We start from the raw sequence: 20,269 nt of genomic DNA on the forward strand, positions 1-20,269 counted from the left end.
TGAGCCGCGTTTATGGCATCAGCAAACAAATGCTTTCGAAGTGAAGGGAACTGACCATGCTCGGCACGATACTGCTCGTCGTACTCGTATTGCTCCTGGTGGGCGCACTGCCAAACTGGGGCTACAGCAGCAGCTGGGGTTATGGTCCTTCTGGTGGCCTTGGTCTCATCGTCGTCATCATTCTGGTGCTCGTCCTGATGGGGCGGATTTAATTCGTAATTTGTGCTAGACCAATATGGTCTATTATCTAGGGAGCAAGACATGAAAAAACTGATTATCGCAGTTGCACTCATCGGCACACTCGCATCGTGCACGCCGGAAGAGCGCGGCACAGCCATTGGTGCAGGCACCGGTGCCGTCATCGGTGGTGCCGTCACCAATAGCTGGGGCGGTGCTGCTGTCGGCGCCGTTGCAGGCGGCCTCGTCGGTAACCTGATCGGCCACTCGGAACGTCGTGGCTACTGCATCTATCGCGACCGTTATGGCCAGCGCTACGAAGCACGTTGCCGCTAAGCTTCGGCATGAAGTTGGAATTGGGCGCTTCGGCGCCCTTTTTCATGCCGTCAACACACTGTTGACGATGACGTGAACTTCAACCCCTTTCAATTCGGTGTTGCTGTACCGATATTGATGGAACGCGAGCAATATTGTTTGAGCCGGGCTACCGGGTGCTCGCCGAAAGGATCGACTTTTCCATGGTTGAACTCGTCACATATATCGCTGCTTTGGGTGTCATCGCTGCCGCTGCCGTTACCTCGACCGTTGCCGTGCGGGCGGCCCAGCGCAAGGAGCAAAGCCGGGTGCTCGTGCCTGTTCGCTCGCGCCCGCGGAATGCACGCCGCTAGCTCGCCACTTCATAGACGAAGATAAATCCGTCAGACGAAAAGCTGGCCGCCATTTGCCGTGATCGTGGAGCCGGTGATGAACCCGGCGTCATCGGCAACGAGGAATACGACGCAACGGGCAACTTCTTCCGGCTCCCCCAGCCTGCCAACCGGAATTTGCGGCAGGATATAACCGTTCATTACCTTTTCCGGCACCGACAGCACCATCTCCGTGCCGATATAGCCAGGGCAGATCGCATTGACGGTAATGTTCTTGGCAGCGCCTTCTTGCGCCAGCGCCTTGGTAAAGCCGATATCCCCCGCCTTTGCGGCCGAATAGTTGGCTTGGCCCATCTGGCCTTTCTGGCCATTGATCGACGAGATATTGACGACCCGCCCAAAATTTCTCTCCCGCATGCCCGCCCACACATGGTGCGTCATGTTGAAAAGACCGTTCAGGTTCGTATTCACCACCTCATGCCACTGCTGCGGCGTCATCTTGTGGAACATCGCATCGCGGGTGATGCCGGCGTTGTTGACCAGGATCTCCACCGGGCCGACGTCAGCCTCGACCTGGGCAATGCCCTTGCCGCAAGCCTCGTAGTCCGTGACGTCCCAGCGATAGACGGCAATGCCCGTCACGCTGTTAAAGGCTTCGGCTCTTTCATCGTTGCCGGCATAGGTCGCGACGACCCGATAGCCGGCATTGTGCAACGCCATGGAAATGGCGGCGCCGATGCCGCGGGTGCCCCCGGTGATGAGTGCTACTCTGCTCATAGTCCGTTCCCCAGTGCCGCTGCCTACCACGCAGCCCGCAGACCCCATGGCAGACTGTTTAAAACGCCTCGATACACATGGCTACCCCCATGCCGCCGCCAATACACAGGGTCGCAAGACCCTTACGTGCACCGCGCCGCTTCATCTCGAACAACAAAGTGGTCAGAATACGGGCGCCCGATGCGCCAATCGGGTGACCGATGGCAATCGCCCCGCCGTTGACATTGACGATGGCGGGATCGAAGCCCAGTTCGCGGCTGATCGCGCAGGCCTGTGCCGCGAAGGCCTCGTTGGCCTCCACGAGGTCGAGGTCGCCAACCGTCCAGCCAGCTTTTTCCAGCGCCTTCCGCGAGGCCGGAATGGGGCCGGTGCCCATGATTTGCGGATCCACGCCCGCGGTTGCCCAGGAAACGATCCGGCCCAGTGGACGGATTCCACGACGTTCGGCTTCCCCCTCGCTCATCAGCACCGTTGCGGCAGCACCGTCGTTTAGCCCGGATGCGTTGCCGGCGGTAACCGTCCCCTCTTTGTCGAACACAGGACGGAGCCGCGCCATGCCCTCCAGCGTCGATCCGTGGCGGATGTACTCGTCGCTATCGACGGTCACGTCGCCCTTACGGCCGGCGATTGTGAAGGCCACGATCTCATCCCTGAAACGTCCGGCCTGCTGGGCTGCCTCGGCCTTGTTCTGGGAAGCGACGGCAAAGGTATCCTGGTCATCGCGGGACACCTCAAACTGCTTGGCGACGTTTTCGGCGGTGATACCCATGTGATAGCCGTAGAATGCGTCGGTCAGGCCATCCTTGATCATCGTATCGACCATGGTCATGTCGCCCATCTTGGTGCCCGCGCGCAGGTGGGCCGCGTGCGGCGCCATCGACATGGACTCCTGGCCGCCGGCCACGATAATTTTCGCATCGCCAAGCGCAATCTGCTGCATGCCAAGCGCCACGGCCCGCAGGCCCGAGCCGCAAAGCTGGTTCACGCTCCAGGCCGTCGCCTCCTGCGGCACGCCCGCCTTCATCGCAGCCTGGCGCGCCGGGTTCTGGCCCTGCGCTGCCTGCAGCACCTGGCCGAGGATAACCTCGTCCACCTCGGCAGCCTCGATGCCGGCGCGCTCCAGAGCCCCCCGGATCGCCGTTGCTCCCAGTTCGTGGGCCGGGATCGCTGCAAAAGCCCCGTTAAAGGCGCCCACTGCGGTGCGCGCGGCACTGGCGATGACGATGGATGGTTGGCTCATGAAAATCCTCCTCGAGAGCTGGCTCGGCCGGCGAAAACTGTCAAAGGCGGGCTCCCGAGTCAAACACGAAGATTTCAACCCTGCATGTTTTGTTTCGACATGCTGATGGACCGAAAAACCAACCTGCGGAAAGGGATTGCCGCAGCGCACAAACTGATTGTCACCGGCCTTCCTTTCCGTCTACACTCTTTGGTGGAGGAGTATCCATACAATCAGACGGGGTTAGGAGACTGATAATGGCAAAAAACGAGGGCCAGGTCGTAATAAAGAAATACGCCAATCGCCGCCTCTACAACACAGGAACCAGCACCTACGTGACACTGGAAGACCTGGCGGAGATGGTGAAACGGGGGGAGGAGTTTACAGTTCAGGATGCCAAGAGCGGCGATGACATCACGCATGCGGTATTGACGCAGATCATCTTCGAGCAGGAATCGAAGACCAATAATACCCTGATGCCGATTTCATTCCTGCGACAGCTGATCGGCTTTTACGGCGATCAGATGCAGATGGTCGTGCCGAGCTTTCTCGAGCATTCGATGAAGTCCTTTACTGAGCAGCAAGTCCAGATGCGCGAGCAGATGAGCAGCGCTTTTGGCGAAACGCCGCTCGCCAAGAATTTCTCGCTGCCGATCAAGATGGTCGAGGAACAGGTGCGCCGCAACACGGACATGTTTCAGCAGGCCATGGAGATGTTTGCGCCCTTCATGAAGTCACCGCCGAAGGAAACCCGCAAGGCCGAAGCCCGTGACATCGACGAGTTGAAGGAGCAGATGAAGGCGCTGCAGGCAAAGCTCGACAGCTTGTGAGAGACGACTGAAGCAATTGCCCAAGGGCCGCAGCCAAGGCTGCGGTCATCGTCAAAGGCCGATGGAGACATCCCGGCCGGCCGTGCGGATCGAGACGGCAAAGCCGCCGATAACGTCGATAAAGGCGGTGGTCATCAGGATGAAAAATATCTGCGTCGCCGCGTCGCGCACCAGCAGGAATTCCACCAGGAAAGCGATGAAAACCAGCATCGACAGCATGTGATTGGCGAGCGAGCCGACATTGCGGGTGGATTTAAGGATCTCGAAGAACAGCAGCGCCAGCGCGATGACGATGAAAAGATCGCCGAGCGCCATCTTCCAGGTTGCTCCCGACAGCATCGACAACATGATTAGGTCGTTGCCGAGAGCCGCAATGCCGCCACCGCCCATCAGCCCGACCATGGCGAGATTGTAGAGCACGAACGGGATAACCATCAGCGGGAAAGCGGCAATCATGATCGACTAACTCCATCGTGGACGAACGGCCGCACAGCCATAGCGCAAGTCGCATCGCTTTTAAACCTGGGCGAGAAAAGCAAAAAGGCCGGCCAAAGGCCAGCCTCAATACCGATATTGCAACCGCAAGAAATTATGCGGATTCTTTTGGAGTCAGAACCTGGCGGCCGCGGTACATGCCGGTCTTCAGGTCGATGTGATGCGGGCGGCGCAGTTCGCCGGAGTTCTTGTCTTCGACGTATGTCGAAGTCTTGAGCGCATCAGCCGAACGGCGCATGCCGCGCTTGGACGGGCTTGTTTTTCTCTTCGGTACAGCCATTTTCTCATACTCCACTGTGCGGGATAGACATGACAACGGCCAGCCAGGCGGCCGAAACGACATGCAATCGATTTCGGAATTTTGGCGCGCTTATACATCGGGGTTGGGCCTTTGACCAGTCCCTAGCCGCATTTTTTGCGGCAACGGCTGATTCAGGCATCAAGCCTCGTCTTCAGCGACGATCCAGGTTTCTTCCAGCGCCGCCGTCTGCCACTTCTGCCAGGCCGGATGGGCTTTCATGACCGCCATATAGCTCAATGTATCTTCAGCGACAACCAGGTCATAGGCTTCGAAGCGATTGACGACCGGCGCGAACATCGCATCGGCGGCCGAAAAGGCGCCAAACAGGAACGGCCCGCCCGACAGCGCCCGCATCTCGCGCCAGATCGTTTCGATCCGCGCCACGTCGACTGCCACGTCATGGGGCTGATCGAGCAACCGGCGCCTGGGCCGGCGGAAGTTCATCGGGCAGGCGTTGCGCAGACCCCGAAAGCCGGAGATCATCTCCATGGAGATCGACCGCGCCTGCGCCCTGAGAGCTGGGTCCGCCGGCCAGAGACCCGCTTGCGGAAACAATTCGGCGACGTATTCGATGATGGCCAGCGATTCCCAGACCCTGAGGCTCCCGTGGTGCAGCACCGGAACCCGCGCCGTCGGGGAGATCTCGCGGAAGCGCGGATTGCCTGCCGGAAAATCGAAGGGAACGAGCACTTCCTCGAAAGGCACGCCGCACCCCTGCATCGCCAGCCATGGCCGGAAGGACCAGGACGAATAGTTCTTGTTGGCGATGTAGAGGGTGAGCTTGTCCATGGTGCCATCCTGTCTCAGGGCTTGAAGTTAAAGACCAACAATTCTTCGAAATGGTTCATGTCATCGAACGCGCAGAATGCCGGCGGCCTCAACTCGAGGATCGGGCAGCGTTCGAGAACGTCGCTGGCGACCTCGTCGAGCAACTGCTGCCAGCGCGGCAGGGCTTCGTCAGACAGGCGCTCGATGACATAGGCGAAAGTGATGTGAAATGCGTAGCTATCGTGGTCCGGATGACGATAGCCAAGGAGGTCGGCAAAGGCATCGCGCCACCCCCGCATGATGCGTCGATCCTCTGCCGTCGCGCCGTCGACCAGCAGCCCGGCCGGCCGGGCTCGGGTGACGCTGACCTTGAAAGGATCGCGCATCGAAAAGGCCTTCAGCCGCTCACCCATGACCTCGGTCATCTCGTCGATCGGCATGTCGGTCGGTAGGTCCGCCGGCCAGAATTGCCGGTCACGGCGATGTTCGATGATGCCCTGGAAGAGCGTCATGTGCAGGCTGGACATCGCCGTGAAGGTGAATTGTCCGGCTTCCGGCATGGCGAGATATTTGGCGCGCGCGTCGATCAGCGCCTGCTGGGTCTCGGATCCCTCGACGACATGGCAGACGATCGTATTGCCCGGTTCATACTGGAATGTCCCGGAGAGATCAAAGCGCCGCCCCAGATGCACGGAAGGCTCGGGATGGCGGCTCTTGGAATAGAACAGCAGGTCGGGTGACAGGTTTGCGGCGTTCATCGGGGCATCCGTATGTTGATGGAGACAATCCGCCCCTTAAGTCACTCGCAAGAATGGCAGATGACAACAGTCTGTCGAGCCACAAGTTATGATGTCAGTCATAAAGGCATTTGATGTAATCGCCGGCGCCCTGTGCACGTCGCTGGATCAGCGCGGCCAGTTGCCTGAGGCCACGGCCAGGCTTGCTGGCAACCCGCTCGATCGGATTTGGCAGCGACACAGCAAGCAGTGCCGCCTGCCGGGCAGTCAATCGTGAGGCCGGCACCTTGAAATGGTGCTGGGCGGCGGCCTCGATGCCATAGATGCCAGGCCCCCATTCGGCGACATTCAGGTAATTCTCCATCATCCGCCGCTTCGACCAGACGATGGAAGCCGTGACTGCCAGCGGCAGCTCCAGGGTCTTGCGCACGAACGACCGTCCGTTCCAGAGAAACAGGTTCTTCACCGTCTGCATCGGAATGGTGCTGCCGCCGCGGGTTGATTGGCCGTGCAGCGTATCTGCCACCAGCATCCCCATTTCACTCCAGTCGACGCCCCCATGGGAGCAGAACTGCCCATCTTCCGAGACCATCACCGATTTTACCAGCACCGGCGAGATCTGCTCGAAAGACACCCAGCGGCGATCGTAACCGCGCAACAGCACGACATCGCGCAGCATCAGGTTCGAGACAGGATGGACGAAGGGCAGGACGTAAAAAAAGATCAGCACATAGGGCAGCAGCAGAAGACCGAGGAGGCCGATGACGACGCGCTGCCAGATGGGACGGCCGAAAAACCAGGCCAGCCTGTCCCGTTCTTCAGGCACCTCGTCCTGCTCGTCGTTCTGCGTCGATATGTCCAATTCCGAACGCCCGTCCTCGCCTCTACCTCAACGTCATACCGCCTGCTTCCGGCAATGGCCAGAGTGGGGCTGACAGGCAAAAGATCTCTCCCGACAATTTCGTTGCGAGTATCCGGCACTCATGGCAAACAGCGGCAATGGATAGCACGACCACCCTCTTCGAACAGCGTCTCAAGGCCAGCGCCCTCAAGGTGGAGGCGATGCTGGCAGCGCTCATCGACGATACGCCTCTTGCAGACGAGATCGACCGGCCATCAGGGCTGATGGCCGCAATGCGCCACGGCGTACTCAACGGCGGCAAGCGCCTTCGCCCATTCCTGGTGCTCGAGACGACAGCGCTGCTTGGCGGCGATCCGGACGCGGCACTGCGCATCGGCGCCGCCCTTGAAGCCGTCCATTGCTACTCGCTAGTACACGACGACTTGCCGGCGATGGACAATGACGACGTCAGGCGCGGCAAACCGACCGTGCATATCGCCTTCGACGAAGCGACAGCCATTCTCGCCGGTGACAGTCTGCTGACCTACGCCTTCGATATCGTCGCCGCACCCGAGACGACGTTACCTGCGGCCCGGAAGATCGACCTCGTCCTTGCCCTTTCACGGGCTGCCGGCATCGGCGGCATGGCCGGTGGACAGGCGCTGGACCTTGCCGCAGAAAAACAGGCGCCCGGCGAACAGGGCATCAAGACACTGCAGGCCATGAAGACCGGCGCCCTGATCCGCTTTGCCTGCGAAGCCGGTGCCATTATTTCCGGTGCCTCGACAGACGACAGGCAGCGGTTGCGGACTTTCGGTGAAAAGATCGGCCTCGCCTTCCAGCTGGCCGACGATCTGCTCGACCTCACCGCCGATGCAGAAACCATGGGAAAGGCCACCGGCAAGGACGCCGGCCGTGGCAAGGGAACGCTGGTGGCGCTGCATGGCATCGCTTGGGGCGAGGAATATCTGGCACGTCAGGTCCAGGAAGCTGCAGGCTTGCTGGAACCCTACGGAGACAAGGCCGCCGTCCTCGCCGAAGCCGCCCGTTTTATTGCCAGCCGCAAGAGCTGAACCCAGTCATTAGGCAACGGACCGCGATTTGCATTGCAAATCGAGACGCCTGACTTTCGAAACCGGGAGCATGACCGCATGCATGAAGCGTTTGCCTACCTTCCCCAGATCCTGCCTGCCTATGCGGCCTATCTGGTGGCTGCCGCGAGCCCGGGGCCGGCAATCATGGCCATTATTTCGACCTCGATGACTCAAGGCCGCAAGGCCGGCATGATGATCGCCCTTGGTATCTTCGGTGGTTCGATGACCTGGGCGTGCGCCGCCGCGCTTGGTCTTGCGACCCTGCTCCAGACCTACGCCACGGCGCTGGAGATCCTGAAGATCCTGGGCGGTCTGTATTTGCTGTATCTTGCCTATAAGGCATTTCGCGCCATGCGCTCCTCAATCGAAATGCCGCCCGCCGGCACGGTCAGGCGGGATAGCGCCCGATCACTGCTGCTGCGCGGTTACGGCATCCACGTCACAAATCCCAAGGCGATCTTCGCTTGGCTGGCCATTATCACCTTGGGCATGCCGCAGGGAGCGCCGACCTCGGTGGCGGCGCTGATTATCGGCGGCTGCATGATCATGGGGTTCACGACCTTCATGAGCTATGCAGTGATATTCTCAACGCCGCATGCTCTGGAAGTCTACAAAAGTCTTCGACGCTGGATCGAGGGCGCGATGGCGACCTTCTATTGCCTTGCCGGGCTGAAGCTGCTGGCCAGCCGTATTTGAGGCTGACGCCGCTGGCGCTATTCTGCGGCCAGGGTTTTCTGGCCAAAGCGCTTTTCGATGTATTCCGCAACCAGCGCCTCGAAATCGGATGCGATGTTCGGGCCACGCAGCGTCATCGCCTTCTGTCCATCGATGAAGACGGGAGCGGCAGGACTTTCGCCGGTGCCGGGAAGCGAGATACCGATATCGGCATGCTTGCTTTCGCCGGGACCGTTGACGATGCAGCCCATGACCGCGACGTTGAGCGCTTCGACGCCCGGATATTTCTCGCGCCAGACCGGCATGTTCTTGCGCAGGTCGTTCTGAATGTTCTGCGCCAGTTCCTGGAAAACCGTCGACGTCGTGCGACCGCAGCCCGGACAGGCGGCAACAACGGGCACGAACTGGCGGAAACCCATGACCTGCAGCAGTTCCTGCGCCACCTGGACTTCGCGCGTCCGATCGCCATTCGGCTCCGGCGTCAGTGACACGCGGATGGTGTCGCCGATGCCGTGCTGCAGGACGTAGCCCATGGCAGCCGACGAGGCGACGATGCCCTTGCTGCCCATGCCGGCTTCTGTGAGACCGAGATGCAGTGCGTGGTCGGAGCGCTCGGAGAGCATTGAATAGACAGCAATCAGATCCTGAACCTGGCTGACCTTGGCCGAAAGAATAATCCGATTGCGCGGCAGGCCGATCTCCTCGGCAAGCTGCGCTGAAATCAGCGCCGACTGCACGATCGCTTCGCGCGTCACCTGCCGTGCCGATAGCGGGAAGCCTTCGGCCTGGTTCTTGTCCATCAGTGCGGTGAGAAGATCCTGATCCAGCGATCCCCAGTTGACGCCGATACGGACAGGCTTGGAATAGCGGATCGCCATCTCGACGATCTCGGCGAACTGCTTGTCCTTCTTGTCCTTGAAGCCGACATTGCCAGGATTGATCCGGTACTTGGCCAGCGCCTCGGCGCAATCCGGATGATCGGCCAGCAATTTGTGGCCGATATAGTGAAAATCGCCGATCAGCGGCACATCGAGCCCGAGGCGCAGCAGACGATCGCGAATGCGCGGCACTGCGGCCGCACTTTCGTCGCGGTCGACGGTGATCCGCACCATCTCCGAACCCGCCTTGAAGAGCGCTGCCACTTGCGCCACCGTGCCGTCGATATCAGCGGTATCGGTGTTGGTCATCGACTGCACGACGACGGGCGCGCCGCCGCCGACAATGACGCCGCCGACATCGACGGCAACGCTGGCGCGACGGGGTTTCGGATCGAATTCGGTCGGTGAAGACATGAAAAGCTCGTGTTGGCTCAAGGATAATAGGGCTTTCAGGTGGAGTACCGCGTCCGCCTTGTCAACCATATAAGGTATCACATTTCCCGGCTTACGCCTCAATGGCCGGACTGCTCTCCATTGTCGGCATAGCGGGCAAGGCCGGAAAACGCGAGCACGATGAGCAGCAGCAGCGGCAACATCATGAAGACCGCCGAAAAGCCGATATGCTCGGCGGCAAAGCCGATTGCCGAGGGCGCTACCAGCATGCCGGAATAGCCGAGCGTCGTGACCACTGAAATGCCGATGCCAGGCTGCAAGCCGGGAATGTTGCCGCCAGCCGAAAAGGCAATCGGCACCATGTTGGAAATACCGACGCCGCAAAGCGCGAAGCCGAGGATCGCCAGTCCGGCATTCGGCGACAGGGCGGCTATCAGCATGCCGACGATGGCAATCACCGTGCTCACCCGCAGCGTGTTAACGGCGCCGAACCTGTCGCGCACCGCGTCGCCGGCAAAGCGCATGATGGACATGGTCAGCGAGAATGCGGCGAAGGCAAAGCCGGACAGCGTTGGCGTGGCAGCGAATTCCTGGCGAAGATAAAGCGCCCCCCAATCGAGAACGGCGCCCTCGGGAACCATGCAGAAGAGCGCGATCACCCCCAGCAGCCATGGCAGCGGCGTCATCGGCAACTTTGCCTTTTGCTTGACTTCGCCTGGATGCGGCTGATCGCTGAAGATGATCGGCCACGCTGCCACCAGGAAGAGGATGGCGAGACCAGTCGCCACCTCCGCATGCGCAAGCACACCCCAATGGCCGATGAGATAGCCACCGATGCCTGAACCGATGAGGCCGCCAAGGCTCCAGAAGGCATGGCAGGACGACATGATGGCACGGCGCATGGATTTTTCCACCACGACAGCATTCGCATTCATCGCCACGTCCATGGCGCCAACGAACCCGCCGAACAGAAAGAGAGCGATGGCGCCCGTCCAGACATCGGGAACCAGCGACAGGATGATCAGCATCGGCAGAAGCAGGACCGCCGTGACCTTGGCGACGAACTTCGAACCGCGTCCGGCGATCTGGGCACCCGCCACCGGCATCATCACCAGAGACCCGATGCCGAAGAACAGGATCATCAGTCCGAGTTCGAACTTGCTCAGTTGCAGGCGTTCGGCAAATTCCGGAATTTTCGGCGCCCAGCATCCGACGACAAAGCCGTTCAACAGGAACAACAACGATACAGCCACGCGCGTCCGTGTCAGCCAAGGCGTCTTTGCGCCACTCAAAATTTCAGTCGTCTCCACCGATTCTCTCCCCAGCAAATCAGCCCCCACCCTATTTAAATCGATTGAATTCGCAAGCGCTGATCGCCTGTGGCAAATTCACGTTTGATCTCGCGGCGTAACCGGAAGCAATTTGCTCGTTTGATCCAGATTTAGTTGCCAATGAAAAAGGCGACCCCTGCGGGCCGCCTTTGTATCGATTGCAATGCATCTATCAGGATCAGGCCTTGTAGACGACCAGCAGGTCCTTGGCGTCGATCTGGTCGCCGGCATTGACCAGCACTTCGGCAATGGTGCCATCGGCTTCGGCGTGCAGCGCCGTCTCCATCTTCATCGCCTCGATCGAAACGAGGACGTCACCAGCCTTGATCGCCTGTCCCGCCGTCACGAAGACGCGCGAGATGACGCCTGGCATCGGCGCGCCGACCTGAGTGGCATTGCCTGTTTCGGCCTTGCGGCGCACCGCTCCGCCGGCGGCGCCATGCACGCGGTCAGGCACCTTGATATGACGTGGCTGACCGTTGAGCTCGAAGAATACAGTGACCATGCCCTTCTCGTCGGTACCGGTCATCGCCTGGTTGAGAATAACAAGGGTCTTGCCCTTCTCGATCTCGGCAAACAGCTCTTCGCCTTCGGGAAGGCCATAGAAATAAGCGGGCGTCGGAAGGGCCGAAACCGGACCGTAAGTGTCATGCGCCAGCGCGAAATCGGTGAAGACCTTCGGGTACATCAGGTACGAGGCAAACTCGAAATCATTGACCTTGCGCTCGATCTTGGTCTCGATCGCCGCACGCTCGGCATCGAGGTCGGCCGCTTCCAGCAGGGAGCCGGGGCGAACTGTGTAGGGCTTTTCGCCCTTCAGCGCCTTCTTCTGCAACGCCTCCGGCCAGCCGCCGGGCGGCTGTCCGAGATCGCCCTTCAGCATCGAGACGACCGATTCCGGAAACGAAACATCCTTGGCCGGGTTGATCACGTCGGCAACGGTCAGGTCTTGACTGACCATCAGCAGCGCCATGTCGCCAACCACCTTGGAGGACGGCGTCACCTTGACGATATCGCCGAACATCTGGTTGACGTCGGCATAGGTCTGGGCGACCTGATGCCAGCGGCTTTCCAGACCTAGCGAGCGCGCCTGTTCCTTGAGATTGGTGAACTGGCCGCCCGGCATCTCGTGCAGGTAGACCTCCGAGGCCGGCCCCTTCAGGTCGCTCTCGAATGCCGAGTACTGATGGCGCACCGCCTCCCAATAGAAAGATATACGGCGGATCCATTCGGGATCGAGACCAGGATCACGCTCGGAACCGCGCAGCGCTTCGACGATGGAGCCAAGGCACGGCTGCGAGGTATTGCCCGACAGCGCATCCATGGCCGCATCGATAGCATCGACCCCCGCATCGACGGCCGCCAGCACCGTTGCGGCGGCGATACCCGACGTGTCGTGCGTGTGGAAATGGATCGGCAGGCTGGTGGCCTCGCGCAACGCCTTGAACAGCACCGTGGCCGCCGCAGGCTTCAAGAGGCCCGCCATGTCCTTCAGCGCAATGATATGAGCGCCGGCCTTTTCCAGCTCGACGGCTAGATCCGCGTAATATTTCAGATCGTATTTCGGCCGTGCGGAATTCAGGATATCGCCGGTGTAGCAGATCGCCGCTTCGCAGAGCTTGTTCTCTTCGATGATCGCGTCCATGGAGACGCGCATGTTCTCCACCCAGTTCAGGCAGTCGAAAACGCGGAACAAGTCGATGCCGCCCTTGGCCGCCTGGCGAACAAAGTATTTGACGACATTGTCCGGATAGTTCTTGTAGCCGACCCCGTTGGCGCCGCGCAGAAGCATCTGCAGCAGCAGGTTCGGCGCGCGCTCGCGGACCGAAGCCAGCCGTTCCCAGGGATCCTCGGTCAGGAAGCGCATCGACACGTCGAATGTGGCGCCGCCCCAGCATTCTAGCGAAAGCAGTTCCGGCAGCGCCCGGGCGTAGGTGCCGGCCACCTGCGCGATGTCGAAGGTCCGCATGCGGGTGGCGAGCAGCGACTGGTGACCGTCGCGCATTGTGGTGTCGGTGACCAACACGCGCTTTTCGTTGCGCATCCATTCGCCGAACTTCTTCGGACCGAGCTGGTCCAGCCTCTGCTTGGTGCCGTCAGGGATCTTGGCGTCGATATAGGGGAGGACAGGCTTGGCGATATTGTCGGACGGCGCGGGACGGCCACGCGCTTCGGGGTGTCCGTTGACGGTGACATCAGCCAGATAAGTAAGAAGCTTGGTGGCGCGGTCCTGACGCTTGACCTGCTGGAACAACTCCGGCGTCGTGTCGATGAAACGCGTCGTGTACGTATTGTCGCGGAATTTAGGGTGGGTGATGATGGCTTCGAGGAAGGTCAGGTTGGTCGCAACGCCGCGAATACGGAATTCGCGAAGAGCGCGATCCATGCGCGCGATGGCCTCATCCGGCGAGGGCGCCCAGGCGGTCACCTTTTCCAGCAGCGGATCGTAGAAGCGGGTCACGACGCCGCCGGCGTAGGCAGTGCCGCCGTCGAGACGAATGCCGAAGCCGGATGCCTGCCGGTAGGCAGTGATCCGGCCATAATCCGGAATGAAGTTATGCTCTGGATCTTCCGTCGTGATGCGGCACTGCAGGGCATGGCCGTTCAGCCGGATGTCCTTTTGCGCCGGAACGCCCGAGCCAGGCGTGCCGATGGCAAAGCCGTCGAGGATGTGGATCTGCGCTTTGACGATATCGATGCCGGTGACGACTTCGGTGACGGTATGCTCGACCTGAATGCGCGGATTGACTTCGATGAAGTAGAATTTGCCGGTGTCCATATCCATCAGATATTCGACCGTGCCGGCGCCGACATAGCCGGTGGCGTTGGCAATCTTCAGCGAATAGGTAGCCAGCTCCTGGCGCTGCTCCGAGGTAAGATAAGGCGCCGGAGCACGTTCGACGACTTTCTGGTTGCGCCGCTGCACCGAGCAGTCGCGCTCGAACAGATGCACCGCATTGCCATGGGTATCGCCAAGGATCTGGCTTTCGACATGGCGGGCCCGCTCGACCAGCTTTTCGAGATAGACCTCGTCCTTGCCGAATGCGGCCATCGCCTCGCGCTTGGCCTCGGTGACTTCCTTGGCCAGATCCTTGGGGTCGCGGATAGTGCGCATGCCACGCCCGCCGCCGCCCCAGGAGGCCTTGAGCATGATCGGATAACCGATGCTATCGGCCATCCGGGCGACTTCGGCCATGTCTTCGGGCAGCGGCGCGGTCGCCGGCACGACGGGCACGCCGATCTCGATGGCGAGGTTGCGGGCGGCGACCTTGTTGCCGAGGCGCCGCATGGTATCGCCTGTCGGGCCGATGAAGATGATCCCGGCCTCTTTACAGGCATCGACAAATTCCGGGCTTTCCGACAGCAGGCCGTAGCCTGGATGGATGGCATCAGCACCGGACATCTTGGCGACGCGAATGATTTCCTCGATCGACAGATAGCTTTCGATGGGGCCTAGATCACGGGCAAGATGCGGGCCGCGGCCGACCTGGTAGCTCTCGTCAGCCTTGAAGCGGTGCAGCGCGAGCTTGTCCTCCTCGGCCCAGATGGCCACCGTCTTAATGCCTAGTTCGTTGGCGGCGCGGAATACGCGGATCGCGATCTCTGAACGGTTTGCAACCAGGATTTTGGAAATGGGCAAGGCGATCTCCTCGGGGTCGAAACGGGCATGTTGCACCCGCGAAGAAAATTCTTAGCGCCTTGTCACAAGAAGTTCAATTTCCCCGCGAGCCTGCAAATCAAATTTCTTGATTAGACGATTAAGCCATACCGGAAAGCTAAAGCGACGATGTTCTGGCGGTTTTTGGCCTTCATCTTGTCCTGGATGCCATTCATGTACCAGTCGACAGTATGATTGGAGATCTTGAGCAGTTTGCTGATCTCCATCGAGGTCAGACCTTCTGCGAGATAGTTGAGAATCTCCATTTCCCGCCGCGTCATCTGGATATCGACCTCCAGGCCTCGCTCGAGCGCTTCGGCTTCGTTCCGCAACTCGAGGATTTTCCAGAAGGCATTGGAGGCGACGGCATTGAAAAGGCTGATCTCGATCGGCGAAAGATCAATAACGTCGCCACCGAGCGTCATCGTGCCGAGCAAGCCGTTACGCCCGTGGATGGGAAAGATGTAGCCGTCCAGCATTCCGTGATTCCGGGCATCCATCATCATCTGCTCCATCCGCCGGCGATGCGGATCGGCGCGAAATACGGCAATGGTATCTCGCCAGCGAAATGGGCGCTGGGCGCGCGCCAGATAGCGGACGGTTGGGTCGATCAGCACGTATTTCTTGGCGATGTAGAGCGGCGCCCATTTATCGGGCCACTTGCCGGCCAGCACGAGACTCATGGGATCGGCGCTTGGTTTCGGCTGCTTAAGCAAACCATAATAGGCAAATTTGTAAGAATGAACCACGCGTTCCAGTTCGGTAACGACGGCTTCTACAGTGCGGCACTCCTCGAAAATAACCAGCAGTTGAAGTAGGCAATTAATATTCACAAATACCCCCTGGCGCCCGGGTGCGGCAGCCGCGCCGCCATCGTCAGGCGCGGTAACAACACTTAGCCCATGCAATTAACCCCCTCATTTTTGCAGGAAATGCGGGAGGCGTCACCCGCGAATTTTCGCGTATCGATCAAAGGTAAGTCATGCCGGGCGAGAGGGCCTGCAAAACAGCAAGACTGACCGAATGGAGGGACCTCGGAGAACCGGTTTATCGCTGGTCGCGGAGTGGTCCAAAGCGACGAAAATGGTGCCGATAACGCCTTGTCAGGATTCGTTAATCGCCGGTTCAGGTAGCAAATCGTAAAGCTCACAACATCGGAATTCGCAGATGCACAAGAGGTATCGACGTGTCGCTTTTAAGAGTTTACGCAAGAGCTTTGCAATATCTTGCCGCCTACCGGCTCCGCGTTTCTTTTGTCGTGCTCGCAAACATCGTGCTTGCCGCAATCACCATCGTTGAGCCAATCCTGTTCGGCAAGATCATCGATGCAATGTCTTCCAAGGCACCGGTTCAGCCGATCCTCATCATGTGGGGCGCCTTCGCCGTATTCAACACGATCGCCTTCGTGGTGGTCGCGCGTGAAGCCGACCGCCTGGCGCACGGCCGCCGCGCCACGCTGCTGACCGAAGCTTTTGGTCGCATCATTTCCATGCCGCTGTCGTGGCACAGCAAGCACGGCACGTCCGCTGCCCTGCACACCCTGCTGCGTGCCTGCGAAACGCTGTTCGGCCTGTGGCTGGAATTCATGCGCAACCACCTGTCGACGGTCGTCGCACTGGCTCTGCTCATCCCGACCGCGATCTCGATGGACATCCGTCTTTCTGCAGTGCTCGGCGTGCTCGGCGTTGCATATTGGCTGATCGGCCGTGTCGTCATGAGCCGCACCAAGGATGGTCAGGCTTCTGTCGAAGATCACTATCACACGGTATTTTCGCATGTCAGCGACTCGATCAGCAACGTCTCCGTGCTGCACAGCTACAACCGCATCGAAGCTGAAACCCGTTCGCTGAAGGCATTTGCCGACCGTCTGCTGGCTGCCCAGTATCCTGTTCTCGACTGGTGGGCACTTGCCAGCGCCCTGAACCGCATGGCCTCGACCATTGCCATGATGATCATCCTGATCATCGGCACCACCCTGGTCCAGGCCGGTAGCCTGCGCGTCGGCGACGTCATTGCCTTCATCGGCTTTGCCAACCTCTTGATCGGCCGTCTCGACCAGATGCGCATGTTCGCCACGCAGATCTTCGAAGCCCGTGCCAAGCTGGTCGACTTCTACGCCCTGGAAGACTCCGTCCGTGAGCGTGAAGAAGCAGCAGGCCTGGCCGAGATCAAGGACGTCAAGGGTGATGTCGAGTTCCGCAACGTCTCGTTCGGCTTCGGTGGCGAAAGCTCGCAGGGCCTGCACGACGTCAACTTCACGGTAAAGGCTGGCCAGACGGTTGCAATCGTCGGCCCAACCGGCGCCGGCAAGACGACGCTCGTCAACCTGCTCCAGCGCGTCTTCGACCCACAGGTCGGCCAGATCCTCGTCGACGGCACGGATATCTCCAAGGTCACCCGCAAGTCGCTGCGCCGCAGCATTGCGACGGTCTTCCAGGATGCCGGTCTGCTGAACCGCTCGATCAGCGACAACATTCGCCTGGGCCGTGAAGATGCGACGATCGAGCAAGTCATGGAAGCCGCCAATGCTGCTGCTGCCGCCGACTTCATCGAGACACGCGACGACGGCTACGACACCCGGGTGGGCGAACGCGGCAACAAGCTCTCCGGCGGCGAACGCCAGCGGATTGCCATCGCCCGCGCCATCCTCAAGGACGCACCTATCCTGGTCCTCGACGAAGCCACCAGCGCGCTGGATGTTGAAACAGAAAACCGCGTCAAGGCGGCCATCGACAACCTGCGCCAGAACCGCACGACGTTCATCATCGCCCACCGCCTTTCGACGGTCCGCGAAGCCGATATCGTCCTCTTCCTGGAAAATGGCCGGGTCGTGGAAAATGGCAGCTTCGACGATCTGAGCAAGAGCAACGGCCGCTTCGCAGCCCTGCTGCGGGCCAGCGGCATCCTCACGGACGAAGAAGTCCGCAAGGCACACACCACCCACGAAGCCGCCTAAGGGCTTAACATCATACAAAATCGAAAAGGCCGGAAGGATGATCTTCTTCCGGCCTTTTTTGTATATCGGTTTGCTGATTACAGGCTTCGAAAAGACGCCCCCGCGTGCCGCGATGGAAGGCGGTTGCCCTCGCCGAACAGCCTGTTTCGCAACGATCCTTCCGCGTATTCCGTCTTGTAGATGCCGCGATCCTGCAGCGCCGGCACCACGTATTCGATGAAATCCTCGTAGCTCTCCGGCATCACCGTCCGCGTCAGGTTGAAGCCGTCGATCTCACCTTCGACGATCCAGTCCTGGAGTTCGTCGGCAACCTCCGATCCATCACCGACGATGGTCGGATAGCGTCCGCCAATTGTCATTTCAGCGAGCAACTGCCGTCTCGTCCAGCCGCGTTGCTGGGCAACCTGCGCCGCAGATTGGCTGGCATTGGACGGGCCGCCATAGGCAATGTTTTCATCCAGCCCATAGCGGGAAAAATCGATGCCGGTGCTTGCCGAAAAATGCGCCAGACCGGCCTCCGGGTTGGCATAGCGCAGATAGTCCGCATATTTTTCCTGAGCCGCCTTTGATGTGCGTTCGGCAACGACCGTGATGCCGACAAGGATCTTGATGTCGTTGGCGCGTCGCCCGGCTGCCACCAGTTCCTCTCGCAGCAGGCGCGACGTCTTGCGTGCAGCCGCCTTGTCGGTCGCGGTGATGAAAACGCATTCGGCATGACGGATCGCAAATTGCCGCCCTCGCCCCGACGTCCCTGCCTGGTAGATGACAGGCGTCCGCTGGATCGACGGCTCGCTGAGATGATAGCCGCTCATCTGGTAAAAAGGCCCGGCGTGGCTGACGGCATGCACTTTTGACGGATCGGCGTAGATGCGGGCTTCGCGGTCTGCCCGGACTGCGTCGTCGGCCCAGCTGCCTTCCCAGAGCTTGTAGAGTACCTCGAGGTAGTCGTCCGCGCTGTCGTAGCGTGAGTCGTGAGCTGCTTGAGCGTCCTGGCCGAGCGCCCGCGCAGCGCTGTCGAGATAACCGGTGACGATATTCCAGCCGATCCGCCCGCCGGTGAGATGGTCGAGCGTCGACATACGGCGCGCGAAAAGATAGGGCGCCTCGGCATTGACGTTGACCGTCACCCCGAACCCCAGATTCCTGGTGACCGCAGCCATGCCGGATATCAGCAGCGAAGGATCGTTGAGCGGCAACTGGATCGCTTCGCGCAGCGTCAGGTCCACAGAGCTATCGTAGACGTCATAGACGCCAAGGATATCGGCCAGGAAGACCCCATCGAACAGGCCGCGCTCCAGGGTCTTGGCGAGCGATGTCCAATGGTCCAACGTCTTATACTCGACGGACCGGTCGCGCGGATGGGTCCACAGGCCATGGTTGATATGACCCACCGAGTTCATGGTGAAGGCATTGAGGACGATATGCTTTTTTCCAGTCGTCATCGATAAGCCACCAGTCCCTTTTGCTGAACAATTTCAGACCCCATGACATCCCTCCGCGTAACGAACACAGCTGCCGTATGGCGCCGCTGCGCGATCATAGGGTCGATGACAGCCCCGACAAAGGGGGGCGTTCTCTCCAACATGCTTCCTGTGAAAAATTCGACCCAGTTTTCGTGCAACCGAGAAATTCTCGAAGTGCCGCTCGCCACGCCGCAGCAGTAACGAAATCACGCATGATCAGTGGACGCAATTGGCATTGCAATCAGTTGCCCGCTATATGTCGCTCCAGACCCTGAACATAAAATCGAGGCCTTGATGGCAAAGACCGAGACAGACGACAGCGAGGAAACGACGCGCGTGCGCGGTTCCGGCACGCAGAGCGTCTATGCCGCGCTGCGCGGTGAAATTCTAGCCATGGTGCTGGCTCCCGGCAGTCCGCTTGATGAGGTACGATTGTCCGAGCGCTTCAAGATGTCGCGCACACCCATCCGCGAAGCGCTTCTGCGCCTGGCAGCCGATGGCTTTGTTACGACGCTGCCGAACCGTAACACCATCGTCGCCACCATAGATTTTGCAACGCTGCCGACATATTTCGAAGCGCTGGCGCTGATGTACCGCGTCACCACCCGTGGGGCTGCGCTGCGTGGCAAACCTGCAGCCATGGCGAAAATCCGTGCCCATCAGCAGCAGTTCGCCGCTGCCGTCGAGGCGCGCGATGCCTTTGCGATGATTGAGGCCAATCGGGAATTTCACGTAGCGATCGCCGAACTCGGCGGAAATGCCTACTATACCAATTTCTTTGCCCGGCTGCTCGACGAGGGCCGGCGCATCCTCAGGCTCTATTATTCCACCTTCGACGATCGTCTGCCCCGCCAGTATGTCGATGAGCACGAGGAGATGATTGCCGCCATCGAGACGGGCGATGTCGAGCGCGCCGACAGGCTGGCCATCGATCACGCCGCCCAGATCGTTCGCCAGATACAGGATTACGTCGCGCGCCACCTGCAGGAGCCGATCGATCTAAAGATCGGTTGATGGGGCAAACTTTGA

The 20,269-nt window shown here is 60.1% G+C and carries 20 protein-coding genes; 8 read left to right on the forward strand and 12 right to left on the reverse strand.

Annotated features, from left to right (window positions below):
* Window positions 1-56: 56 nt before the first annotated feature.
* The 3 genes from J5274_RS02815 to J5274_RS02825 all read left to right on the forward strand — a co-directional run bounded on the left by J5274_RS02815 (window position 57) and on the right by J5274_RS02825 (window position 845).
* The gene (locus J5274_RS02815) at window positions 57-212 is read left to right on the forward strand and encodes a DUF3309 family protein (RefSeq protein ID WP_142824603.1); all 156 of its coding nucleotides are present in this window, start codon (window positions 57-59) and stop codon (window positions 210-212) included.
* A gap of 49 nt (window positions 213-261) precedes the next feature.
* On the forward strand, window positions 262-513 hold the full coding sequence (locus tag J5274_RS02820; RefSeq protein ID WP_111219518.1) for a YMGG-like glycine zipper-containing protein: 252 nt from the start codon (window positions 262-264) through the stop codon (window positions 511-513).
* Between the two features lie 182 nt (window positions 514-695).
* Window positions 696-845 (forward strand): hypothetical protein, encoded by a 150-nt coding sequence (locus J5274_RS02825; protein WP_153816473.1) that lies wholly within the window; start codon window positions 696-698, stop codon window positions 843-845.
* Between the two features lie 30 nt (window positions 846-875).
* On the opposite strand, the gene phbB is transcribed toward J5274_RS02825, so the two are convergent.
* Both phbB and J5274_RS02835 read right to left on the reverse strand, forming a co-directional pair.
* Window positions 876-1,601 carry an acetoacetyl-CoA reductase gene (gene phbB / locus J5274_RS02830; protein ID WP_142824602.1) on the reverse strand — a complete coding sequence of 242 codons (726 nt, stop codon included), beginning with the start codon at window positions 1,599-1,601 and terminating at the stop codon, window positions 876-878.
* Window positions 1,602-1,659: 58 nt separating this feature from the next.
* The gene (locus J5274_RS02835; protein ID WP_219274747.1) at window positions 1,660-2,841 is read right to left on the reverse strand and encodes an acetyl-CoA C-acetyltransferase; all 1,182 of its coding nucleotides are present in this window, start codon (window positions 2,839-2,841) and stop codon (window positions 1,660-1,662) included.
* A gap of 236 nt (window positions 2,842-3,077) precedes the next feature.
* On the opposite strand from J5274_RS02835, the gene phaR reads away from it, so the two are divergent.
* Window positions 3,078-3,650, forward strand: a complete 573-nt coding sequence (gene phaR, locus J5274_RS02840; RefSeq protein WP_111219510.1) for a polyhydroxyalkanoate synthesis repressor PhaR — start codon at window positions 3,078-3,080, stop codon at window positions 3,648-3,650.
* A 51-nt stretch (window positions 3,651-3,701) separates the two neighbouring features.
* Here the strand turns inward: phaR and J5274_RS02845 are convergent, their stop codons facing one another.
* The 5 genes from J5274_RS02845 to mtgA form a co-directional block, all read right to left on the reverse strand.
* A complete protein-coding gene (locus J5274_RS02845) occupies window positions 3,702-4,106 on the reverse strand; it encodes a hypothetical protein (protein ID WP_142824600.1) in 405 nt (134 codons plus the stop codon).
* A gap of 133 nt (window positions 4,107-4,239) precedes the next feature.
* Window positions 4,240-4,425, reverse strand: a complete 186-nt coding sequence (gene rpmF / locus J5274_RS02850; protein ID WP_111219506.1) for a 50S ribosomal protein L32 — start codon at window positions 4,423-4,425, stop codon at window positions 4,240-4,242.
* Window positions 4,426-4,584: 159 nt separating this feature from the next.
* Window positions 4,585-5,235: a glutathione S-transferase family protein gene (locus tag J5274_RS02855; RefSeq protein WP_142824599.1), complete on the reverse strand. Its 651-nt coding sequence runs from the start codon at window positions 5,233-5,235 to the stop codon at window positions 4,585-4,587.
* Between the two features lie 14 nt (window positions 5,236-5,249).
* A complete protein-coding gene (locus J5274_RS02860) occupies window positions 5,250-5,972 on the reverse strand; it encodes a DUF1868 domain-containing protein (RefSeq protein WP_142824598.1) in 723 nt (240 codons plus the stop codon).
* A gap of 94 nt (window positions 5,973-6,066) precedes the next feature.
* Entirely contained in the window at window positions 6,067-6,813 is a 747-nt protein-coding gene (mtgA, locus tag J5274_RS02865) for a monofunctional biosynthetic peptidoglycan transglycosylase (protein ID WP_142824597.1), read from the reverse strand.
* A gap of 137 nt (window positions 6,814-6,950) precedes the next feature.
* Between mtgA and J5274_RS02870 the strand changes: the two genes are divergently transcribed.
* Complete coding sequence (locus J5274_RS02870) at window positions 6,951-7,865, forward strand: polyprenyl synthetase family protein (RefSeq protein ID WP_142828767.1); 915 nt, start codon at window positions 6,951-6,953, stop codon at window positions 7,863-7,865.
* A gap of 78 nt (window positions 7,866-7,943) precedes the next feature.
* Window positions 7,944-8,582 carry a LysE family translocator gene (locus J5274_RS02875; protein WP_219274748.1) on the forward strand — a complete coding sequence of 213 codons (639 nt, stop codon included), beginning with the start codon at window positions 7,944-7,946 and terminating at the stop codon, window positions 8,580-8,582.
* 17 nt (window positions 8,583-8,599) lie between these two features.
* Here the strand turns inward: J5274_RS02875 and ispG are convergent, their stop codons facing one another.
* The 4 genes from ispG to J5274_RS02895 all read right to left on the reverse strand — a co-directional run bounded on the left by ispG (window position 8,600) and on the right by J5274_RS02895 (window position 15,654).
* Window positions 8,600-9,853 (reverse strand): flavodoxin-dependent (E)-4-hydroxy-3-methylbut-2-enyl-diphosphate synthase, encoded by a 1,254-nt coding sequence (gene ispG, locus J5274_RS02880; protein WP_142824594.1) that lies wholly within the window; start codon window positions 9,851-9,853, stop codon window positions 8,600-8,602.
* 98 nt (window positions 9,854-9,951) lie between these two features.
* Window positions 9,952-11,142: an MFS transporter gene (locus J5274_RS02885; protein ID WP_142824593.1), complete on the reverse strand. Its 1,191-nt coding sequence runs from the start codon at window positions 11,140-11,142 to the stop codon at window positions 9,952-9,954.
* A gap of 199 nt (window positions 11,143-11,341) precedes the next feature.
* On the reverse strand, window positions 11,342-14,803 hold the full coding sequence (gene pyc, locus J5274_RS02890; protein ID WP_142824592.1) for a pyruvate carboxylase: 3,462 nt from the start codon (window positions 14,801-14,803) through the stop codon (window positions 11,342-11,344).
* A gap of 110 nt (window positions 14,804-14,913) precedes the next feature.
* Complete coding sequence (locus J5274_RS02895; protein ID WP_142824591.1) at window positions 14,914-15,654, reverse strand: LuxR family transcriptional regulator; 741 nt, start codon at window positions 15,652-15,654, stop codon at window positions 14,914-14,916.
* Between the two features lie 353 nt (window positions 15,655-16,007).
* On the opposite strand from J5274_RS02895, the gene J5274_RS02900 reads away from it, so the two are divergent.
* Entirely contained in the window at window positions 16,008-17,777 is a 1,770-nt protein-coding gene (locus tag J5274_RS02900; RefSeq protein ID WP_142824590.1) for a glucan ABC transporter ATP-binding protein/ permease, read from the forward strand.
* Window positions 17,778-17,854: 77 nt separating this feature from the next.
* On the opposite strand, the gene J5274_RS02905 is transcribed toward J5274_RS02900, so the two are convergent.
* Window positions 17,855-19,219, reverse strand: a complete 1,365-nt coding sequence (locus J5274_RS02905; RefSeq protein WP_142824589.1) for an LLM class flavin-dependent oxidoreductase — start codon at window positions 19,217-19,219, stop codon at window positions 17,855-17,857.
* 315 nt (window positions 19,220-19,534) lie between these two features.
* On the opposite strand from J5274_RS02905, the gene J5274_RS02910 reads away from it, so the two are divergent.
* Window positions 19,535-20,254, forward strand: a complete 720-nt coding sequence (locus J5274_RS02910; protein ID WP_142824588.1) for a GntR family transcriptional regulator — start codon at window positions 19,535-19,537, stop codon at window positions 20,252-20,254.
* The last annotated feature ends 15 nt before the right edge of the window (window positions 20,255-20,269 follow it).

Origin of the sequence: Rhizobium sp. L51/94, assembly GCF_019355555.1 — a bacterium.
GTDB classification, from domain to species: domain Bacteria; phylum Pseudomonadota; class Alphaproteobacteria; order Rhizobiales; family Rhizobiaceae; genus Rhizobium; species Rhizobium rhododendri.